Origin of the sequence: Pseudomonas fontis (assembly GCF_028656955.1) — a bacterium.
GTDB classification, from domain to species: Bacteria; Pseudomonadota; Gammaproteobacteria; order Pseudomonadales; family Pseudomonadaceae; genus Aquipseudomonas; species Aquipseudomonas fontis.
Genome location: NZ_JAMDGY010000024.1, coordinates 176,111 through 193,550 on the forward strand (window position 1 = coordinate 176,111; position 17,440 = coordinate 193,550).

The window sequence follows — 17,440 nt, forward strand, 5'->3', positions numbered from 1 at the left end:
TTGCGCATGAACCAGTCGGCCTAACCATAGTCTGTTCTGCGTTAAAAGAATTTTGAGGCGCCGCAGTGGCGCATCGCTACCCTGAGATAGCCGTCTTCCATGTTTGGTTCCAACGACGACAAAAAGACGCCGGCCGCGGCCGGTGAGAAGAAAGGCCTGTTCGGCTGGTTGCGCAAGAAGCCGCAACCGGTAGTCGAAGAGCCCCAAACCCCCGCACCTGTAGCGTCGGAGCCGGCTGCCCCGGTAACGGTGGAGCCTGCGCTGGCTGCTGCCCCGGTCGAAGCGCCGGCGCCGTTGGTAGCCGACGTCGCGCCTGAGCCGGTGTCGAGCCCCGAGCCGACACCTGCGCCAGTGGCAGCGGTCGAGGTGCCGGTCACGGCCCCGACGTTTGTCGAGGTGGCGCCAGAGCCAGAGCCAGAGCCTGAACCAGAGCCTGTGCATGTCAGCCTGGTGCTGCCGGTGCCGGAAGAGCCGGTGGCGCTGGTCGCCGACCTCGAGCCGCATACCCCGCCAGCGATCCCGGAGCGCATCGCGCCCGAGTTCGTTGCCGCGCCTGCGCCGGTCGAAAAGCCTGCTGAGGTGTTTGTTGCGCCTGAGCCAGAGCCCGAGCCAGCCCCGGTTGTGGTGGCCCTAGCTCCAGCTCCAGCCCCAGCCCCGGTCGAGCCCGAAGTCGTCGCCGAAGAACCGGCACCGGTGCGCACCGAAGAGGCCAGGAGCGGCTTCTTCGCCCGCCTCAAGCAGGGCCTGTCGAAGACCAGCGCGAGCATTGGCGAAGGCATGGCCAGCCTGTTCCTGGGCAAGAAGGCCATCGATGACGACCTGCTCGACGAGATCGAAACCCGCCTGCTGACCGCCGACGTCGGCGTCGAGGCCACCACGGTGATCGTCCAGAGCCTGACCCAGAAGGTCGCGCGCAAGCAGCTGGCTGACAGCGATGCCCTGTACAAATCGCTGCAGGGCGAGCTAACCGACCTGCTCAAACCGGTCGAACAGCCGCTGCGCATCCAGGCGCAGAGCAAGCCGTTCGTGATCCTGGTGGTAGGCGTCAACGGCGCCGGCAAGACCACCACCATCGGCAAGCTGGCCAAGAAGCTGCAGCTTGAAGGCAAGAAAGTCATGCTGGCGGCCGGCGACACCTTCCGTGCCGCAGCGGTCGAGCAGTTGCAGGTCTGGGGCGAGCGCAACCAGATCCCGGTCATCGCCCAGCACACCGGCGCCGACTCGGCCTCGGTGATCTTCGATGCCGTGCAGGCCGCCAAGGCGCGCAACGTCGACGTGCTGATCGCCGATACCGCCGGTCGCCTGCACACCAAAGACAACCTGATGGAAGAGCTGAAGAAGGTTCGTCGGGTCATCGCCAAGCTTGATGCCGACGCGCCGCACGAAGTCCTGCTGGTGCTGGACGCCGGCACCGGCCAGAACGCCATCAACCAGGCCAAGCACTTCAACCAGAGCGTTGCCCTGACCGGCCTGGCCCTGACCAAGCTGGACGGCACCGCCAAGGGCGGGGTGATCTTTGCCCTGGCCAAGCAGTTCGGACTGCCGATCCGCTACATTGGTGTGGGTGAAGGCATCGACGACCTGCGCACCTTTGAAGCCGAGCCCTTCGTCCGGGCACTGTTTGCCGAGCGGGAGCATCCATGATCCGATTCGAACAGGTCGCCAAACGCTATCCGAATGGTCACGTTGGCCTGCATGAGTTGAGTTTTCGGGTACGTCGGGGCGAATTCCTGTTCGTCACCGGCCACTCCGGCGCCGGCAAGAGCACCTTGCTGCGCCTGCTACTGGCCATGGAACGCCCGACCAGCGGCAAGCTGCTGCTCGCCGGGCAAGACCTGGGGCAGATCAGCAACGCCCAGATCCCGTTCCTGCGCCGGCAGATCGGCGTGGTGTTCCAGAACCACCAGTTATTGTTCGATCGCACCGTGTTCAACAACGTCGCCTTGCCGCTGCAGATCCTCGGCCTGTCCAAGGTCGAGATCGCCAAGCGCGTCGACTCGGCGCTGGAGCGCGTGGCCCTGTCGGACAAGTCCGCACTGTTCCCCGGTGACTTGTCCACCGGGCAGCAACAGCGCGTCGGCATTGCCCGCGCCATCGTCCACCGCCCGGCCCTGCTGCTGGCGGACGAACCGACCGGCAACCTCGACCCGCGCCTGGCCGCGGAGATCATGGGTGTATTTGAAGACATCAACCGCCTGGGCACCAGCGTGCTGATCGCCAGCCACGACCTGGCGCTGATCGCGCGCATGCGCCATCGCATGCTGACCTTGCAGCGCGGCCGCTTGATCGGCGATGGGGAGGCCGGGCAATGAGTGCAACACGTAGTCCCAAGGTGTCCGAGCGCGTCGCCCCGAAAGCGGCCGACCCGGCACCCGAGAAACAGAAGAAGCGCCGCGACGACGAAGACGACGGCCCGGACTTCAGCACGCTGTTCCACGCCTGGGTCGAAAGCCACCGGGCGAGCCTGGTCGACAGCCTGCGCCGCCTGGCCAAGCAGCCGATCGGCAGCTTCTTTACCTGCCTGGTAATGGCCGTGGCCTTGAGCCTGCCCATGGGCCTGTCGCTGCTGCTGAACAACGTCGAGCGCCTCGGCGGTTCCTGGCAGCGTGCAGCGCAGATCTCGGTGTACCTCAAGCTGGACGCCAGCGCCCACGACGGCGAAGCCTTGCGCACCCAGATCAAGGGCCTGCCGGGCGTTGCCGAGGCTGAATACGTCAGCCGCGAACAGGCACTGGAAGAGTTCCAGCAGCAATCGGGCCTGGGCGAAGCCCTGCGCGAGCTGCCGGACAACCCGCTGCCTGGCGTGGTCGTGGTTACCCCGGCAGAGGTCGACAAGCCGGCATTGGATGCCCTGCGTCAACAGCTGGCCGAACTGCCGAAGGTAGAATTGGCGCAACTGGACCTGGTCTGGGTCGAGCGCCTGGCGGCAATCCTCAAGCTGGGTGACCGATTTGTCTTCGGCCTGACCGTTTTGCTGGTTTCGGCGCTGCTGTTGGTAATTGGTAACACAATTCGGCTACATATCGAGAACCGCCGTACCGAGATCGAAGTGATCAAGCTGGTAGGCGGCACCGACAGCTATGTACGCCGGCCTTTCCTGTACATGGGCGCGCTGTATGGCCTGGGCGCAGGGGTGTTGTCGTGGGGGGTTCTGGCGTTCGGCCTGAACTGGCTCAACGACGCGGTTATCGGGCTTTCCGGGCTGTATGGCAGCGATTTTTCGCTGGCCGGGGTGCCAGGTGCCGATGGTCTGTCGCTCTTGCTTGGGGCGGTGCTGTTAGGGTATATCGGTGCATGGATCGCAGTGGCTCGCCATCTGAGTGAGCTGGCACCGCGATAATGTCTTTTTGCTGGCATTGACTGAATTAACGTTTTGGGGAACTTGTTTCGGGGTTCCCGGTCAATGGTGGCAGTGCCCACGGGCACGAGTTCAGTGAGTCGGAGGTTTTTTCGTATGACCACTTCGTTGCAACCTGCATATGCTTTGGTCCCGGGTGCGAACCTGGAGGCCTATGTGCACACGGTCAACAGCATTCCATTGCTGACGCCCGAGCAGGAGCGTGAACTGGCTGAGAGTCTCTATTACGAGCAGAATCTTGAGGCGGCTCGGCAGATGGTGCTCGCCCACCTGCGTTTTGTTGTACATATCGCGCGTAGCTATTCCGGCTACGGGCTGGCCCAGGCTGACCTGATCCAGGAAGGCAATGTGGGCCTGATGAAGGCGGTCAAGCGCTTCAACCCGGAAATGGGTGTGCGCCTGGTGTCCTTTGCGGTGCACTGGATCAAGGCCGAGATTCACGAGTTCATCCTGCGTAACTGGCGCATCGTCAAAGTGGCGACCACCAAGGCCCAGCGCAAGCTGTTCTTCAACCTGCGCAGCCAGAAGAAACGTCTGGCCTGGCTGAACAACGATGAAGTGCATCGTGTGGCCGAAAGCCTGGGTGTCGAGCCACGTGAAGTGCGCGAGATGGAAAGCCGTCTGACCGGCCAGGACATGGCCTTCGACCCGGCTGCGGAAGCAGACGACGACAGCGCCTTCCAGTCGCCAGCCAACTACCTGGAAGACCATCGCTACAACCCGGCCGTGCAGTTGGAAGATGCCGATTGGAGCGACAACTCCTCGACCAACCTGCATCAAGCCTTGCAGGGCCTGGACGACCGCAGCCGCGACATCCTCTACCAGCGCTGGCTGGCAGAAGAGAAGGCCACCTTGCATGACCTGGCGGCCAAGTACAGTGTCTCGGCGGAGCGTATCCGTCAGCTGGAAAAGAACGCGATGAACAAGGTCAAGGCCCTCATCACGGTGTAACCGCTGCCGTTAGGCTGCGCTCGCGTGCAGCGCAGGCGTCGCTTTTGGGAGCCCTTGCGGGCTCCAGCGCAGCCTGCCGGCAGCGGCTACAAGCTGCGACTTCCAGCGCAGACCTTGCAGCCAATAAAAAACCCGACAATGTCGGGTTTTTTTATGCCTGGCGTTCAGTTGGTCCAAGGCGCCTTGCGCGTCGCATCCAGTTGCACCAGGTAGCCACTGCCACCCAACTGGCGCATCTGTTGGCGAATCCACGCGGCCCGGCGCGCGACATAGCTGCTCGGCTTGCTGGCGCTCCAGTTGCGCGGGTTGGGCAGCACCGCAGCCAACAGGCTGGCCTGCTGGCGGCTGAGCTTGCTGGCATCGGTACCGAAGTGATGCTGCGCCGCCGCCTGTGCACCAAACACCCCGTCATCCCACTCGGCGCTGTTCAGGTACACCTCAAGAATCCGCTCCTTCGACCAGAGCAGCTCGATCAGCGCAGTGAACCAGGCTTCCAGCCCTTTGCGCAGCCAACTGCGCCCGGCCCAGAGAAACTGGTTCTTCGCCACCTGCTGGCTCAGCGTGCTGGCGCCGCGCACCGTGCCGCCGCGCTCGTTGTGCGCCAGGGCTGCCTGGATCGCATTGAAGTCAAAGCCCCAGTGGTCGGCGAACTTCTGGTCTTCGCCGGCAATCACCGCCACTTTCAGCTCGTTGGAGATTTCCTCCCACGGCTGCCAGTCACGCTGCAGGTCTATGGGCTGGCCCTCCACCCAGGACTCGATCTTGCGTTCGACCATCAGCATGGTGCCGGGCGGTGGCACCCAGCGAAACAGCAATACCAGCAGCACGCTGCCACCGGCAAACCAGAGCAGGGCGCGGGTGAGGCGGCGGATCAGGGATGACAGCATAGAGATGGCTTGGCCGAAGCGAATGAGCGGGCCATTATACAGACCCCCTACAAGGAGTTGTCCCATGCTTCGCAGCTTCCTCCTGCTCGCCGCCTTCTTCGGCTTCACGGGTGTCGCCCTCGGCGCCTTCGCCGCCCACGGCCTCAAGGGCCGCCTGAGCGCCGAATACCTGGCGATCTTCCATACCGGCGTCACCTACCAGCTGGTCCACGCCCTGGCGCTGCTCGGCGTGGCCGTGCTCAGCGTGCACCTGCCGGGGCGCCTGGTCGGCTGGGCCGGTGGTCTGTTCGCCCTGGGGATCGTGCTGTTTTCCGGTAGCCTGTACCTGTTGACCCTGAGCGGCATCGGCAAGCTCGGCATCATCACCCCGTTTGGCGGCCTGGCATTCCTCGGCGGCTGGCTGTGCCTGGGCCTTGCGGCCTGGAAACTGAGCTGACCCAAGGGTCCGGATCGAGACGAATGGCGTCGCTTGGCCTTGGGTTCCGGCACTGAACGGGGCTAGAATGCGGGCCCCTGAAAATAATGACGGCCGTGTGCATGCGCATTCAATTGAACGGTGAACCCTTCGAACTGCCCGACGGCGAAAGCGTCGCGGCCCTGTTGATCCGGCTGGAACTCACCGGGCGCCGGGTGGCGGTCGAGCTGAACCTGGATATCGTGCCGCGCAGCCAGCACGACGCCACCGCGCTGCGCGAAGGCGACCAGGTCGAGGTCGTCCACGCCATTGGCGGTGGCTAGGGCCACGCGGTTTACCTGCAAGTCCCTCAACCTTCTAGAGGATTACCGATGAGCAACGTTCGTAGCGACAAGCCTTTTGAACTGGCCGGTCGTACTTTTCAGTCGCGCCTGCTGGTCGGCACTGGCCTGTACCGTGACCTGGACGAAACCCGCCAGGCCATCGAGGCCTCGGGTGCCGAGATCGTCACGTTCGCCGTGCGCCGCACCAACATCGGCCAGAACCCTGGCGAGCCGAACCTGCTCGACGCATTGCCGGTAGACCGCTACACCTTCCTGCCGAACACCGCTGGTTGTTTCGATGCCGTTGAAGCCGTGCGCACCTGCCGCCTGGCCCGTGAGCTGCTCGATGGCCACAACCTGGTGAAGCTGGAAGTGCTGGCCGACCAGAAAACCCTGTTCCCCAACGTGATTGAAACCCTCAAGGCCGCCGAAGTGCTGGTCAAGGACGGTTTCGACGTGATGGTGTACACCAGCGATGACCCGATCATCGCCCGCCAGCTGGCCGAAGTCGGCTGCATTGCGGTGATGCCGCTGGCCGGTCTGATCGGTACGGGCCTGGGGATCTGCAACCCGTACAACCTGCAGATCATCCTTGAAGAATCGAAAGTCCCCGTGCTGGTTGATGCCGGCGTGGGCACTGCGTCTGACGCTACCATTGCCATGGAGCTGGGTTGTTCCGGCGTGCTGATGAACTCGGCGATTGCCCGGGCGCAGCAGCCGGTAATGATGGCCCAGGCCATGAAATACGCCATTGAGGCGGGTCGCCTGGCCTACCTGGCCGGCCGCATGCCGAAAAAACTCTACGCCAGTGCCTCGTCGCCGCTGGCAGGTCTGATCAAGTAAGAGCCCCTGATGACTGAATCGCAAGAACCGCCGATCTCCACCGAAGGCGAAGAACGCCAACACCGCCGCATCAAGAGTTTCGTGATGCGTGCCGGGCGCATGACCGAAGGCCAGCAACGCGGCCTGGACCAAGGTGCGCCACTGTTCGTGCTGCCGCTGGCCGAGAGCCCGGTGGACTATGACCAGGTGTTTGGCCGCTCGGCGCCGCGCACCCTGGAAATCGGCTTCGGCATGGGCCATTCCCTGCTGGAAATGGCGACGGCTGCGCCGGAGCAGGACTTCATTGGTGTCGAAGTGCACCGTCCGGGTGTCGGGGCGCTGCTCAATGGCGTGCTGACCCAGGGCCTGAAGAACCTGCGGGTGTATGACTGCGATGCCATCGAAGTGCTGAACAAGTGCGTGGCGGACAACAGCCTGGATCGCCTGATGCTGTTCTTCCCGGACCCGTGGCACAAGTCGCGTCACCACAAGCGGCGCATCGTCCAGCCGGAATTTGCCGCATTGGTGCTGAGCAAGCTGAAGGTGGGTGGGGTGTTCCATATGGCGACCGACTGGGAACCGTATGCCGAATACATGCTGGAAGTGATGAACGTGGCACCGGGTTATCGCAACCTGGCCGAGGACGGCAAATGCGTGCCGCGCCCTGCCGAGCGTCCGATCACCAAGTTCGAGCGTCGCGGTGAGCGGCTCGGGCATGGGGTGTGGGACTTGAAGTTCGAGAAACTGGCGTAAACCTGCCTGGCTCCTGAGCCTTGCACCTGTGGGAGCCGGCCTTGCCGGCGATGCAAGGCGAGAGCCTTGCCAAAGGGCTGCTTCGCAGCCATCGCCGGCAAGGCCGGCTCCCACAGGGGGTGTGCGGCAACTCAGTGCTTCAGCGGCGGTCAGCGACCACGCCCAGCAGCACCAGCACCACCAGCAACACTGGCGCCAGCGCATAGTTGTTGAACTGGCTCAGCCCGCGCACCACCCAGGGCGTGGCATAGATCAGCGCCGCACCACTGCCGATCAGCACCAGCAAGGCCATCATCGGTATGCGCAAGGCACCGGCGATATTCCCCAGGCGTTGTTCCACCCAGGCCTTCAGGTCGGTGCCGAACAGCACCAGCAGGCAGCCCACCAGCGCCAGCGAAATCTCCGACAGGTTACTGCGGCTCCAGCGGGAAACGGTCGAGAGCAGGTCGAGTACCAAATCCATTCGTAATCCTCAGGTCAAGAAGTACTGCAGCAGGTCGTTGAGGAACAACTGACCGCGCGCGGTGGCGACCAGGCGCGTCGGTTCGACCTGCAAAAGGCCTTTTTGTTCTGCTTCCAGGCGCGCCGCCTTGAGCTGCGCCATCGGCAACCCGGTACGCTCGGCAAACAGTTCGGCCTCCACACCCTGGGTCAGGCGCAGGGCATTCATCAGGAACTCGAAGGGCAGCTCGTCCAGCGGCAACAGCTTTTCGCCGGCCTTGAAGGCCTTGGCCGGGTTCAGGTAGTCCTTCGGCAGGCGGGTCTTCCAGGTGCGCAGGATGCGCCCGTCCGGGTGGCTCAGCTTGCCATGGGCACCGGCGCCGATGCCGATGAAATCGCCAAAGCTCCAGTAGTTCAGGTTGTGCCGTGCCGCCTTGCCCGGCTGGGCGTAGGCCGACACTTCGTACTGGCTGAAACCGTTGCGGGCCAGCAGTGCCTGGCCGGCTTCCTGGATGTCCCAGAGGATGTCGTCCTCGGGCAGCACCGGCGGCTGGTTCCAGAACACCGTGTTCGGCTCCAGCGTCAGCTGGTACCAGGACAGGTGCGTCGGGCCCAGGTCGATGGCCTGCTGCAAGTCGCCCAGCGCATCCTCCAGCGACTGCTCGGGCAAACCATGCATCAGGTCCAGGTTGAAGTTGTCGAACCCGGCTGCACGGGCCATGCCGGCCGCGCGTACCGCTTCGTCACCATTGTGGATGCGCCCCAGTGCTTCAAGCTTGGCCTGCTGGAAGCTCTGCACGCCGATCGACAGGCGATTGATGCCCAACTGGCGGTAGGCCTTGAACTTCTCCTGCTCGAAGGTCCCGGGGTTGGCTTCCAGGGTGATCTCGATGTCCGGGGCGAACGGAATGCGCTGCTCCACCCCCACCAGCAGGCGACCCAGCGCACGAGCACTGAACAGGCTGGGGGTGCCGCCGCCAAAGAAGATCGAGCTGATCGGCCGGCCGTAGACTGCATGGAGTTCCTGGTCGAGGTCGGCGAGCAGGGCGTCGACGTAGGCTTCTTCCGGCAACTCGGGGGTGGCGGCATGCGAGTTGAAGTCGCAATACGGGCACTTGCGCACGCACCACGGGATATGGATGTACAGCGCCAGTGGCGGCAGCTGGGGCAGCGCCGCCCGCGGCGTTTGGGAGGTAAAGCCAGCCTCGCCCAGGTGCAGTGGCTGTGCCGGCGTGTGGTCGATCATGCCAGGCCCAGGCGCTGTCGCAGCAGGCTCATGGCGCGGGCACGGTGGCTGATCAGGTTCTTGTCGGCCGGGGCCAGTTCGGCGCTGGAAACGTTGCGCTCCGGCACCCAGAACAGTGGGTCATAGCCAAAGCCATGTTCACCGCTGGCCTGGGTAAGGATGCGCCCGTGCCACAAGCCTTCGCAGAGGATCGGCAGCGGGTCGTCGGCGTGACGCACCAGCGCCAGTACGCAGACGAACTGCGCGCCACGCTCTTCGCTCGGCACATCCTTGAGCGCTTCGAGCAGCTTGGCGTTGTTGGCTGCATCGCCCTTGCCGTCGGCATAGCGCGCCGAATAGATGCCCGGTGCGCCGCCGAGGAAGTCCACGGCCAGGCCCGAGTCGTCGGCCAAGGCCGGCAACCCGGAAATGCGCGCGGCATTGCGGGCCTTGAGGATGGCGTTCTCGACAAACGACAGGCCGGTCTCTTCCGGCTCTACGCTGCTGAATTCGCCAATGGAACGCAGCTGCACGGTGTCACCGAGCATGGCCTGCAGTTCCTTGAGTTTGCCGGCGTTGTGGCTGGCTAGTACGAGTTGCTGAAAAGTCATCATTCGCCTGGGGGTACGATTTGATCGAAGCTGAAACTGTTGGTGGTGCCGCCGGATTCGACATTGACCTTGAAGGTCAGGGTTTCTTCCTGGTCGACCGTGAACTGGGCGACGTAGTAGATCGCGCCCTGATCGGTAATCTGCTTGAACGACAGTGGTTTTTCACCGCGCACGAGGTCTTTGACCGTGCCGCTGACCACCGCCATGCTCGGCTTGTCGGCCTTGAGCACGGACACGTTGAGCACACCCTGGTTCTTGCTGCGCACCAGGCCCGCGGCCGCGGCCACGTCCGGTTGCAGGAAGCTGGAGGTGAATGCGCTGTAATGGACCGTCACGTCGCCGAAGACTTCCTTGCGGTCGGGTTTTGCGGCATCGGCCGCGATGGCCGGGACGGTAAGGCACAGGCTGAGCAGTAACGTAGCTAGGCGACGCATGATCGATTCCTCCAGTGAACAGGGTTACACGGCGACCTGGTGGTCCTGCAGGCCGGGGCTGTTGACGCGATAAATGCCGATCTCCCCTAGAAGATTAGGCCATAGCCTGCTCGCCCACCCATGGCGGTGCAAGCGGTCGACCGCCAGGCGGTCGAGAACCTGGGCGCGACGTGCGCCACACAGGTTCTCGAAGTCTTCAAAGGTGCAGAAGTGGATGTTCGGCGTGTTGTACCAGGTATACGGCATGAAGTCCGACACCGGCATGCGACCCTTGGTCGCGAGGTACCAGCGGCAGCGCCAATGGCCGAAGTTGGGGAAGGTGATGATGCACTGGCGACCCACGCGGAGCATTTCGTCGAGGATCCGGTCAGGGTATTCCACGGCCTGTAGGGCCTGGGTCATGACCACCACGTCGAAGCTGTTGCTGGCGAAGTTGCCCAGGCCCTTGTCGAGGTCCTGCTCGATCACGTTGACGCCCTTGGCCACGCACTCGGCAATGTTGTCGGCGTCGATTTCCAGGCCGTAGCCGGTCACCTGCTTGGTGTCGCGCAGGGAGGCCAGCAACTCGCCGTTGCCGCAACCGAGGTCGAGCACGCGGCTACCGGCGGGGATCCAGTCTTGGATGATTTCCAGGTCGGCTCTCATGGTGTCCTCAGCAGACGATGCGGTTCATGTAGTTCGTGAAACCCTGTATGTAGCGCGGGGTCGGGATCAGGAAGGCATCGTGCCCATAGGGCGAGTCGATATCCAGGTAGCAGACGTTCTTGCGCGCGGCGATCAGTGCATCGACGATCTCCCGCGAGCGCGCCGGCGAGAAGCGCCAGTCGGTGGTGAACGACATCACGCAGTAGTTCGCCGTGACGTTCGCCAGGGTCGCGGCCAGGTCGCCGGCGTGGGCGGCGGCCGGGTCGAAGTAGTCCAGCGCCTTGGTCATCAGCAGGTAGGTGTTGGCATCGAAGCGGCCAGAGAACTCCTCGCCCTGATAACGCAGGTAGCTTTCGACCTGGAACTCGACGCTGTGGAAGTCGTAGTTGAGCTTGTCGCTTTTCAGCTCGCGGCCGAATTTCTCGCCCATCGAGTCATCGGACAGGTAGGTGATGTGCCCGACCATGCGCGCCAGCATCAGGCCGCGCTTGGGGATCACGCCCTGGTCCTGGAACGAGCCGCCGTGGAATTCCGGGTCGGTGAGGATGGCCTGGCGGGCCACCTCGTTGAACGCGATGTTCTGCGCCGAGAGCTTGGGCGCCGAGGCGATGTCCAGGCAGTGGCGTACGCGGTCCGGGTAGGTGATGGTCCATTGCAGGGCCTGCATGCCGCCCAGGCTGCCACCGACGATGGCAGCCCACTGCTGGATGCCCAGGCGGTCGGCCAGGCGCGCCTGGCTGTGCACCCAGTCTTCCACGGTCAGGACCGGGAAGTCGGCGCCGTAGGGCTTGCCGGTGGCCGGGTTGAGGCTGCTGGGGCCGGTGCTGCCGTTGCAACCGCCGAGGTTGTTCAGGCTGACCACGAAGAAGCGATTGGTGTCGATGGGCTTGCCGGGGCCGATGCAGCTGTCCCACCAACCGGGCTTGCGGTCGTCGACGCTGTGGTAGCCGGCGGCGTGGTGATGGCCGGACAGGGCGTGGCAGATAAGCACGGCATTGCTCGCGCTGCTGTTGAGCGTGCCATAGGTTTCGTAGATGAGTTCGTAGGAGTTCAGCGAGCGGCCGCAGGCAAGCGCCAGGGGCTCATTGAACTGCGCCAGTTGCGGTGTTACCAGACCGACCGAATCTTCGGGAAAGACAATGGACATCGACCCTGCTCACGCTTAAATGAGGCGTAAGTCTAAAGAGCATGGGGGTGGGCGGCAAGCAATGTACCCGGGCGTTTACAGCATCGCCGGCAAGGCCGGCTCCCACAGGGTCCGCTAATGCAAGGGCCACTGTGGGAGCCGGCATTGCCGGCGATGGGTTCAGCGAGGTTTTTGTCAGACCAGCAGGCGCAGAATTTCCGGCATGGCCGACATTGCCGCGAGGTTGTTGATCACCAGCATGTCGATCAGCTTCAGCGCCATGAACGCCAGGATCGGCGAGATATCCAGCCCGCCCAGGTTCGGCAGGATGCGACGGAACGGCGCCAGGAACGGCTCGCAGATCTGGTTGATCAGCTCGGCACCCGGGTTGTGGCTGCCCGGCGCGACCCAGGAGAGGATCACGCTGATGATCAGCGCATAGAAGAAGATTTTCAGGAACAGTGCCGTCACGCCGATCAACGACCAGATCAGCAGCTGTATCGGGTTGCCGGTGGTGCCGTAGGCCAGCAGCAGGGTCAGGGCCATCAGCAGCATCTGCACCAGAATGGCCAGCAGCAGCGAGGACATGTCCAGGCCGAACAGGCTCGGGACGATCCGGCGCAGCGGCTTGAGCAGTGGCTGGGTGGCCTTGACCGCGAACTGGCTGAGCGGGTTGTAGAAGTCCGCGCGCACCAGTTGCAGGATGAAGCGCAGCATGATGATCAGCAGGTAAAGGCTGCCGATGGTTTGCAGGATGTAGATGGCAGCGGTGTTCAATCCGATCATGTTCGGCTCCTTAGTTGCCCAGTTGTTCGGCCATTTCGGCCGAGCGCTGCGCCGCAGCGCCCAGCGCTTGTTCCACCAGCGCTTCGAATCCACCCGCCTGGAACGATTTGATCGCCGCTTCCGTGGTGCCGGCCGGCGAGGTCACCCGACGGCGCAGTTCAGCCGCATCGACATCGCTGCTGACCGCCATGTGCGCCGCGCCCAGGGCGGTTTGCAGGGTCAGTTTGGCTGCCGTTTCGCGAGGCAGGCCGAGTTTTTCACCGGCGGCGGTCATGGCTTCGATCAGCAGGAAGAAATACGCCGGGCCGCTGCCGGACACGGCGGTCACGGCATCGAGTTGCTGCTCTTGCTCCAGCCACAGGGCGATGCCCACGGCCGACAGCAGTTGCTCGGCCTGGTTGCGCTGTTCGGCGCTGACCTGGGCTGTGGCGTACAGGCCGCTGACGCCCTGGCGCAGCAGCGCCGGGGTGTTGGGCATGCAGCGCACGATGGGTTGCTCGCCCAGCCAGTTGTTCATGCTCCGGCAGGTGATGCCGGCAGCGATGGACACCACCAGTTGCTCAGGCTTGAGGCTCGGCTTGAGGGCTTCGCACACGGCTTTCATGGCTTGTGGCTTGACCGCGAGGACGATCACGTCGGCGCCTTCGATGGCCTGCGCGTTGCTTTCGAACATCTCGATGCCGTGTTCGGCATGGATCTTCGCGCGTTGCTCGGCACCCGGGTCGCTGGCGCGGATCTGCGCGGCTTCCAGGCCCTGGGCACGCAGGCCGCCGATCAGGCTGGCAGCCATGTTGCCGGCGCCGATAAAGGCAATACGAGTCTTGCTCATGTCAGGTCCTTGGTTGAAGAAGGTGAAAGAGGCATGGGGTCAGGGCTGGCCATAGTCGCGGGCACCGAACAGCGCGGTGCCGATGCGCACCCAGGTGGCGCCTTGGGCAATGGCGCTTTCCAGGTCGTGGCTCATGCCCATGGAAAGGGTGTCCAGGCCCAGGTTCAGGCTGGCCTGCAGGTCACGCACGCGGGCGAAGGCGGCATCCTGGTCGGCGCGTTCGTCGCTCGGCTCGGGGATCGCCATCAGCCCGCGCAGTTTCAACCCGGGCAGGGCGGCGACCGCCTGGGCCAGCGCCGGCAGGTCTGCGGGCGTACAGCCAGACTTGCTGGCTTCGCCGCTGACATTCACTTGCAGGCACACATTGAGGGCGGGCAGGTGCGTCGGGCGTTGTTCGGACAAGCGTTGTGCGATTTTCAGTCGGTCCACCGAATGTACCCAGTCGAAGTGCTCGGCAATGGCGCGAGTCTTGTTCGACTGAATGGGGCCGATGAAGTGCCAGGTCAAGGGCAGGTCGGTCAATTCGAGCTGTTTGCCAAGGGCCTCTTGAAGGTAGTTCTCGCCTACGTCACGCACCCCGGCAGCATAGGCTTCGCGGATGGCGGCGGCGGGCTTGGTCTTGCTCACGGCCAGCAACTGGATGCTCGCAGGCGCACGGCCGGCGGCCAGGGCGGCGCTGTGGATGCGCTGGGTCAGGGCGAAAAGGTGGTCTGCTATGGTGGACATTGATGGTTGCCAGCGGCTCTTCGGGTCTGCGGCATTCTACCTGCTTGGCGGGCTTTGGGGAGTCTCTATGGATATGACCGGGCTGATGGCCCAGGCGCTCAGGATGAGCGCTTCCGATCTGCACCTGGCGGCGGGGCGCGTGCCGAGGGTGCGTTGCGATGGGCAGATGCGCGAGCTGGACCTGCCCGCACTGGATGCGCCGAAAATGCGCGAATTGCTCGGGCAGATCATGAGCGACACGCAGCAAAAGGATTTCGAAACGCTACAGGACCTCGACTTCTCCATTGCCGTGCCGGGGCTGGCGCGCTTTCGGGTCAATGTGTTCGAGCAGTTGCTGGGGCCGGCCGCCGTCTTGCGGGTGATCCCGGAGCGGGTCGCCAGCCTGGCCGAGCTGGGCCTGGGCGAGGTGTTCCAGCGCATGGCCGAGTTGCCTGCCGGGCTGGTGCTGGTCACCGGGCCGACCGGCTCGGGCAAGTCGACCACGCTGGCGGCGCTGGTCGATCACCTGAACCGCGAACACGCGCTGCATATCCTCACGCTGGAAGACCCGATCGAATTCATCCACAGCCCGCTGCGCAGCCAGATCAGCCAGCGCGAGATCAAGCGCCACAGCCGCAGCTTTGCCGACGCCTTGCGTGCAGCACTGCGCCAGGACCCGGACGTGATCATGCTCGGCGAGTTGCGCGACCTGGAAACCATCCGCCTGGCCCTGACTGCAGCCGAAACCGGGCACCTGGTGCTGGCCACCCTGCACACCAGTTCGGCGGCCAAGACGGTTGATCGTATTGTCGAGGTGTTCGCTGCCGAGGAGAAGGCGATGGTGCGCACGCTGCTGGCCGAGTCGCTGCAGGCGGTGGTGTCACAAACCTTGTTGGCCAAGGTCGGGGGTGGGCGGGTTGCGGCTCATGAAATACTCCTGAGCACGCCAGCGGTGCGCAACCTGATCCGCGAGGGCAAGGTGGCGCAGCTGTATTCGACGATGCAGACCAGCGGGGCGCTGGGCATGCAGACCCTGGACAGTTGCCTGCTAGGCCTGCTGATGCGCGGGGAAATCAGTCGTGACAACGCCCGGGCGAACGCACGCTCACCCGAGGCGTTTTAGCGCTTGGCCAGGGCCAGTTGCTGGTCCTTTGGCAGGACGCGCTTGGCCACCACATAGTGGTTCTGCCAGTAGGGCTTGTTCAGCGTGTCGATGCTGACGCGCTTGCCGCGGCGCGGTGCGTGGATGAAGCGGTCATTGCCCAGGTAGATGGCAACGTGGTTCACCCGGCGGCTCTTGATGTTGAAGAAAATCAGGTCGCCAGGCTTGAGGTCCTTGCGCTCGACTTTCACGCCGTGGCCGCTGGCCATGGCGTTGGAGGTACGTGGCAGGTCGATTTCATCGATGTCGTTGAACGCGTACTTGACCAGGCCGCTGCAGTCGAAGCCCTTGCTCGGGCTGCTGCCACCCCAGACGTAAGGCGTACCCAGTACATTGACGGCGCGGCTGAGCACATCACTGCTCTGCTTGGGCGACATCTGGGCAACCTGTTGGGTCGAGGTGCGGGTGCCATGGCTTTTCGCGGCCTTGGTCACCTTGGTGACTTTGCTGCTGGTGCTCTTGTTCGAGCGCACAGCCGTGGTATTGGCGGTGTAGCCGGCAAAGCCGGTAGGTAAACGTTGCTCACGGTTGGTGGCGTGGGCGGCCAGGGGCAATAATAGGCAAATAGTCAGCCATGTCTTGAATAAAGGACGCATAGGCAGGGCTCTTGTTGGGTAAGCGCGCAACTTTATAACAGCTTTTTGATCAATTTTTGATCCGTTGGTCGATTGCGCGCACACCATACGTCGGCTATTCACCGAAAAGTCACAATTTTGCTTAGAAAATTTTTCACTAACCCTGCGAGGCTATGAATGAACGGTTATCAACAGGAAGGACGCTCTCAGGACACCCACAGCAAGGTGATCGGCTATCTGCTGTGGATTTTGGGGTTTACCGGGGCGCACCGCTTCTACTACGGCAAGCCGGTCACAGGGACGATCTGGTTCTTCACCCTGGGCTTGCTGGGGATTGGCTGGTTGATCGACCTCTTCCTGATCCCGGCGATGGACCGTGAGGCGGATTTGCGCTTCCACGCCGGGCCGGTGGATTACAACATCGCCTGGGTGCTGTTGACGTTCCTGGGGGTGTTCGGTGTGCACCGGATGTACCAGGGCAAGTGGATCAGTGGGGTGATCTACCTGCTGACAGGCGGGTTGTTCCTGTTTGGCGTGCTGTATGACTTCTGGACGCTGAACACCCAGGTGTCGCTGACCAACGCGCAGCGGCGCTTCTAAAAACAATCGCGGGACCAGCCCGCTCCCACAGGTGCCCACAATCTCAAGAAATGTGCACACCTGTGGGAGCGGGCTGGTCCCGCGATGGGGTTTAGCCGATTACTGCCGGGTCTGGCGCTGTTGCAGCAACAGGTTGCTGAAGCCGCTGCCGGCCAGCTGCTTCTGCGCCACGGTCAGTTGGTCACGGTTGCTGAATGGGCCGACCAGTACGCGATACCAGGTTTCTTCCTTCACTGTCCCGGATTCCACCTGCACCGCCTGGCCGAGCAGGATGATCTGCGCGCGGACCTTGTCGGCATCGGCCTGCTTGCGGAACGAACCCGCCTGCAGGAAGAACTGGGTGGTTGCCGCCGGCTTGATCACCGGTGGCGCCGGCGGTGGGGTTTGCCCCGACAGCGCGGCCTGGGCCCGCGCGGTATCGATCTTCGCCGCTTCCGCCGGGGTCACCGGAGGTTGCGCCGGCACCGGCGGGGTTTTCTCCGGCACGGCTTCCGGTGGCACGATCACCTCCGATTCCGGCAGCAGGGTGTAGAAGTCGTACTTCGGCTTCACCGGCTGCTGCGGGCTTGGCGGGGTCTTGTTCGCCTCGGCGATCTTCTCCGCCTTCTGCTGCTGCTCGGGCGTGGTGCGCTTGACGTCATCGCGGCCAGGCTCGAGCTTCATCAGGAAGACAATGAACGCACCCACCGTAAGGCCGATGGCCATCCACAGCCAGCCCGGAATCGGCGCTTTCTGTGGGGCTTGATAGCGGCTTGCGCCGCGCTTGGGTGCAGGTTTTTTCTTGGCAGCCAA

The 17,440-nt window shown here is 63.6% G+C and carries 22 protein-coding genes; 10 read left to right on the forward strand and 12 right to left on the reverse strand.

What is annotated here, in order from left to right; translation table 11 throughout:
* Nucleotides 1-99 precede the first annotated feature (99 nt).
* The 4 genes from ftsY to rpoH all read left to right on the forward strand — a co-directional run bounded on the left by ftsY (nt 100) and on the right by rpoH (nt 4,309).
* Complete coding sequence (gene ftsY / locus M5G11_RS10245) at nt 100-1,644, forward strand: signal recognition particle-docking protein FtsY (RefSeq protein WP_273909937.1); 1,545 nt, start codon at nt 100-102, stop codon at nt 1,642-1,644.
* Complete coding sequence (gene ftsE, locus M5G11_RS10250) at nt 1,641-2,312, forward strand: cell division ATP-binding protein FtsE (protein WP_273909938.1); 672 nt, start codon at nt 1,641-1,643, stop codon at nt 2,310-2,312. The genes ftsY and ftsE overlap by 4 nt, the downstream gene beginning before the upstream one ends.
* The gene (gene ftsX / locus M5G11_RS10255) at nt 2,309-3,340 is read left to right on the forward strand and encodes a permease-like cell division protein FtsX (protein WP_273909939.1); all 1,032 of its coding nucleotides are present in this window, start codon (nt 2,309-2,311) and stop codon (nt 3,338-3,340) included. The genes ftsE and ftsX overlap by 4 nt, the downstream gene beginning before the upstream one ends.
* 114 nt (nt 3,341-3,454) lie before the next feature.
* On the forward strand, nt 3,455-4,309 hold the full coding sequence (rpoH, locus tag M5G11_RS10260) for an RNA polymerase sigma factor RpoH (protein ID WP_273909940.1): 855 nt from the start codon (nt 3,455-3,457) through the stop codon (nt 4,307-4,309).
* 164 nt (nt 4,310-4,473) lie between these two features.
* Here the strand turns inward: rpoH and mtgA are convergent, their stop codons facing one another.
* A complete protein-coding gene (gene mtgA / locus M5G11_RS10265; RefSeq protein WP_273909941.1) occupies nt 4,474-5,196 on the reverse strand; it encodes a monofunctional biosynthetic peptidoglycan transglycosylase in 723 nt (240 codons plus the stop codon).
* A 64-nt stretch (nt 5,197-5,260) separates the two neighbouring features.
* On the opposite strand from mtgA, the gene M5G11_RS10270 reads away from it, so the two are divergent.
* The 4 genes from M5G11_RS10270 to trmB all read left to right on the forward strand — a co-directional run bounded on the left by M5G11_RS10270 (nt 5,261) and on the right by trmB (nt 7,509).
* Nucleotides 5,261-5,632, forward strand: a complete 372-nt coding sequence (locus M5G11_RS10270; protein ID WP_273909942.1) for a DUF423 domain-containing protein — start codon at nt 5,261-5,263, stop codon at nt 5,630-5,632.
* Between the two features lie 101 nt (nt 5,633-5,733).
* The gene (thiS, locus tag M5G11_RS10275; RefSeq protein WP_273909943.1) at nt 5,734-5,934 is read left to right on the forward strand and encodes a sulfur carrier protein ThiS; all 201 of its coding nucleotides are present in this window, start codon (nt 5,734-5,736) and stop codon (nt 5,932-5,934) included.
* A 48-nt stretch (nt 5,935-5,982) separates the two neighbouring features.
* Nucleotides 5,983-6,777, forward strand: coding sequence for a thiazole synthase (locus M5G11_RS10280; protein WP_273909944.1), 795 nt, complete (start codon nt 5,983-5,985; stop codon nt 6,775-6,777).
* A gap of 9 nt (nt 6,778-6,786) precedes the next feature.
* Complete coding sequence (gene trmB, locus M5G11_RS10285; protein ID WP_273909945.1) at nt 6,787-7,509, forward strand: tRNA (guanosine(46)-N7)-methyltransferase TrmB; 723 nt, start codon at nt 6,787-6,789, stop codon at nt 7,507-7,509.
* Nucleotides 7,510-7,648: 139 nt separating this feature from the next.
* Here trmB and M5G11_RS10290 read toward each other — a convergent pair whose 3' ends face one another.
* The 9 genes from M5G11_RS10290 to M5G11_RS10330 form a co-directional block, all read right to left on the reverse strand.
* Nucleotides 7,649-7,972, reverse strand: a complete 324-nt coding sequence (locus M5G11_RS10290; protein ID WP_273909946.1) for a DUF3392 family protein — start codon at nt 7,970-7,972, stop codon at nt 7,649-7,651.
* Between the two features lie 9 nt (nt 7,973-7,981).
* Nucleotides 7,982-9,196: a radical SAM family heme chaperone HemW gene (gene hemW / locus M5G11_RS10295; protein ID WP_273909947.1), complete on the reverse strand. Its 1,215-nt coding sequence runs from the start codon at nt 9,194-9,196 to the stop codon at nt 7,982-7,984.
* Nucleotides 9,193-9,789, reverse strand: a complete 597-nt coding sequence (gene rdgB / locus M5G11_RS10300) for an RdgB/HAM1 family non-canonical purine NTP pyrophosphatase (protein WP_273909948.1) — start codon at nt 9,787-9,789, stop codon at nt 9,193-9,195. The genes hemW and rdgB overlap by 4 nt, the downstream gene beginning before the upstream one ends.
* A complete protein-coding gene (locus tag M5G11_RS10305) occupies nt 9,786-10,220 on the reverse strand; it encodes a DUF4426 domain-containing protein (protein ID WP_273909949.1) in 435 nt (144 codons plus the stop codon). Before M5G11_RS10305 ends, rdgB begins: the two co-directional genes overlap by 4 nt.
* Before the next feature lie 24 nt (nt 10,221-10,244).
* On the reverse strand, nt 10,245-10,865 hold the full coding sequence (gene metW, locus M5G11_RS10310; protein WP_273909950.1) for a methionine biosynthesis protein MetW: 621 nt from the start codon (nt 10,863-10,865) through the stop codon (nt 10,245-10,247).
* 7 nt (nt 10,866-10,872) lie between these two features.
* Complete coding sequence (gene metX / locus M5G11_RS10315) at nt 10,873-12,012, reverse strand: homoserine O-succinyltransferase MetX (RefSeq protein ID WP_273909951.1); 1,140 nt, start codon at nt 12,010-12,012, stop codon at nt 10,873-10,875.
* Nucleotides 12,013-12,186: 174 nt separating this feature from the next.
* Entirely contained in the window at nt 12,187-12,777 is a 591-nt protein-coding gene (locus tag M5G11_RS10320) for a YggT family protein (protein WP_273909952.1), read from the reverse strand.
* Nucleotides 12,778-12,787: 10 nt separating this feature from the next.
* A complete protein-coding gene (gene proC / locus M5G11_RS10325; protein ID WP_273909953.1) occupies nt 12,788-13,606 on the reverse strand; it encodes a pyrroline-5-carboxylate reductase in 819 nt (272 codons plus the stop codon).
* Between the two features lie 39 nt (nt 13,607-13,645).
* A complete protein-coding gene (locus M5G11_RS10330; RefSeq protein WP_273909954.1) occupies nt 13,646-14,332 on the reverse strand; it encodes a YggS family pyridoxal phosphate-dependent enzyme in 687 nt (228 codons plus the stop codon).
* A gap of 67 nt (nt 14,333-14,399) precedes the next feature.
* Here M5G11_RS10330 and M5G11_RS10335 point away from each other — a divergent pair, with 67 nt between their 5' ends.
* Nucleotides 14,400-15,434, forward strand: a complete 1,035-nt coding sequence (locus tag M5G11_RS10335) for a type IV pilus twitching motility protein PilT (RefSeq protein WP_273909955.1) — start codon at nt 14,400-14,402, stop codon at nt 15,432-15,434.
* On the opposite strand, the gene M5G11_RS10340 is transcribed toward M5G11_RS10335, so the two are convergent.
* Nucleotides 15,431-16,156: a C40 family peptidase gene (locus M5G11_RS10340; RefSeq protein WP_420793798.1), complete on the reverse strand. Its 726-nt coding sequence runs from the start codon at nt 16,154-16,156 to the stop codon at nt 15,431-15,433. The two genes, M5G11_RS10335 and M5G11_RS10340, sit on opposite strands and share 4 nt — an antisense overlap.
* Before the next feature lie 69 nt (nt 16,157-16,225).
* Here M5G11_RS10340 and M5G11_RS10345 point away from each other — a divergent pair, with 69 nt between their 5' ends.
* Nucleotides 16,226-16,648 (forward strand): NINE protein, encoded by a 423-nt coding sequence (locus M5G11_RS10345; protein ID WP_273909957.1) that lies wholly within the window; start codon nt 16,226-16,228, stop codon nt 16,646-16,648.
* Nucleotides 16,649-16,747: 99 nt separating this feature from the next.
* Here the strand turns inward: M5G11_RS10345 and M5G11_RS10350 are convergent, their stop codons facing one another.
* Complete coding sequence (locus M5G11_RS10350; protein WP_273909958.1) at nt 16,748-17,440, reverse strand: SPOR domain-containing protein; 693 nt, start codon at nt 17,438-17,440, stop codon at nt 16,748-16,750.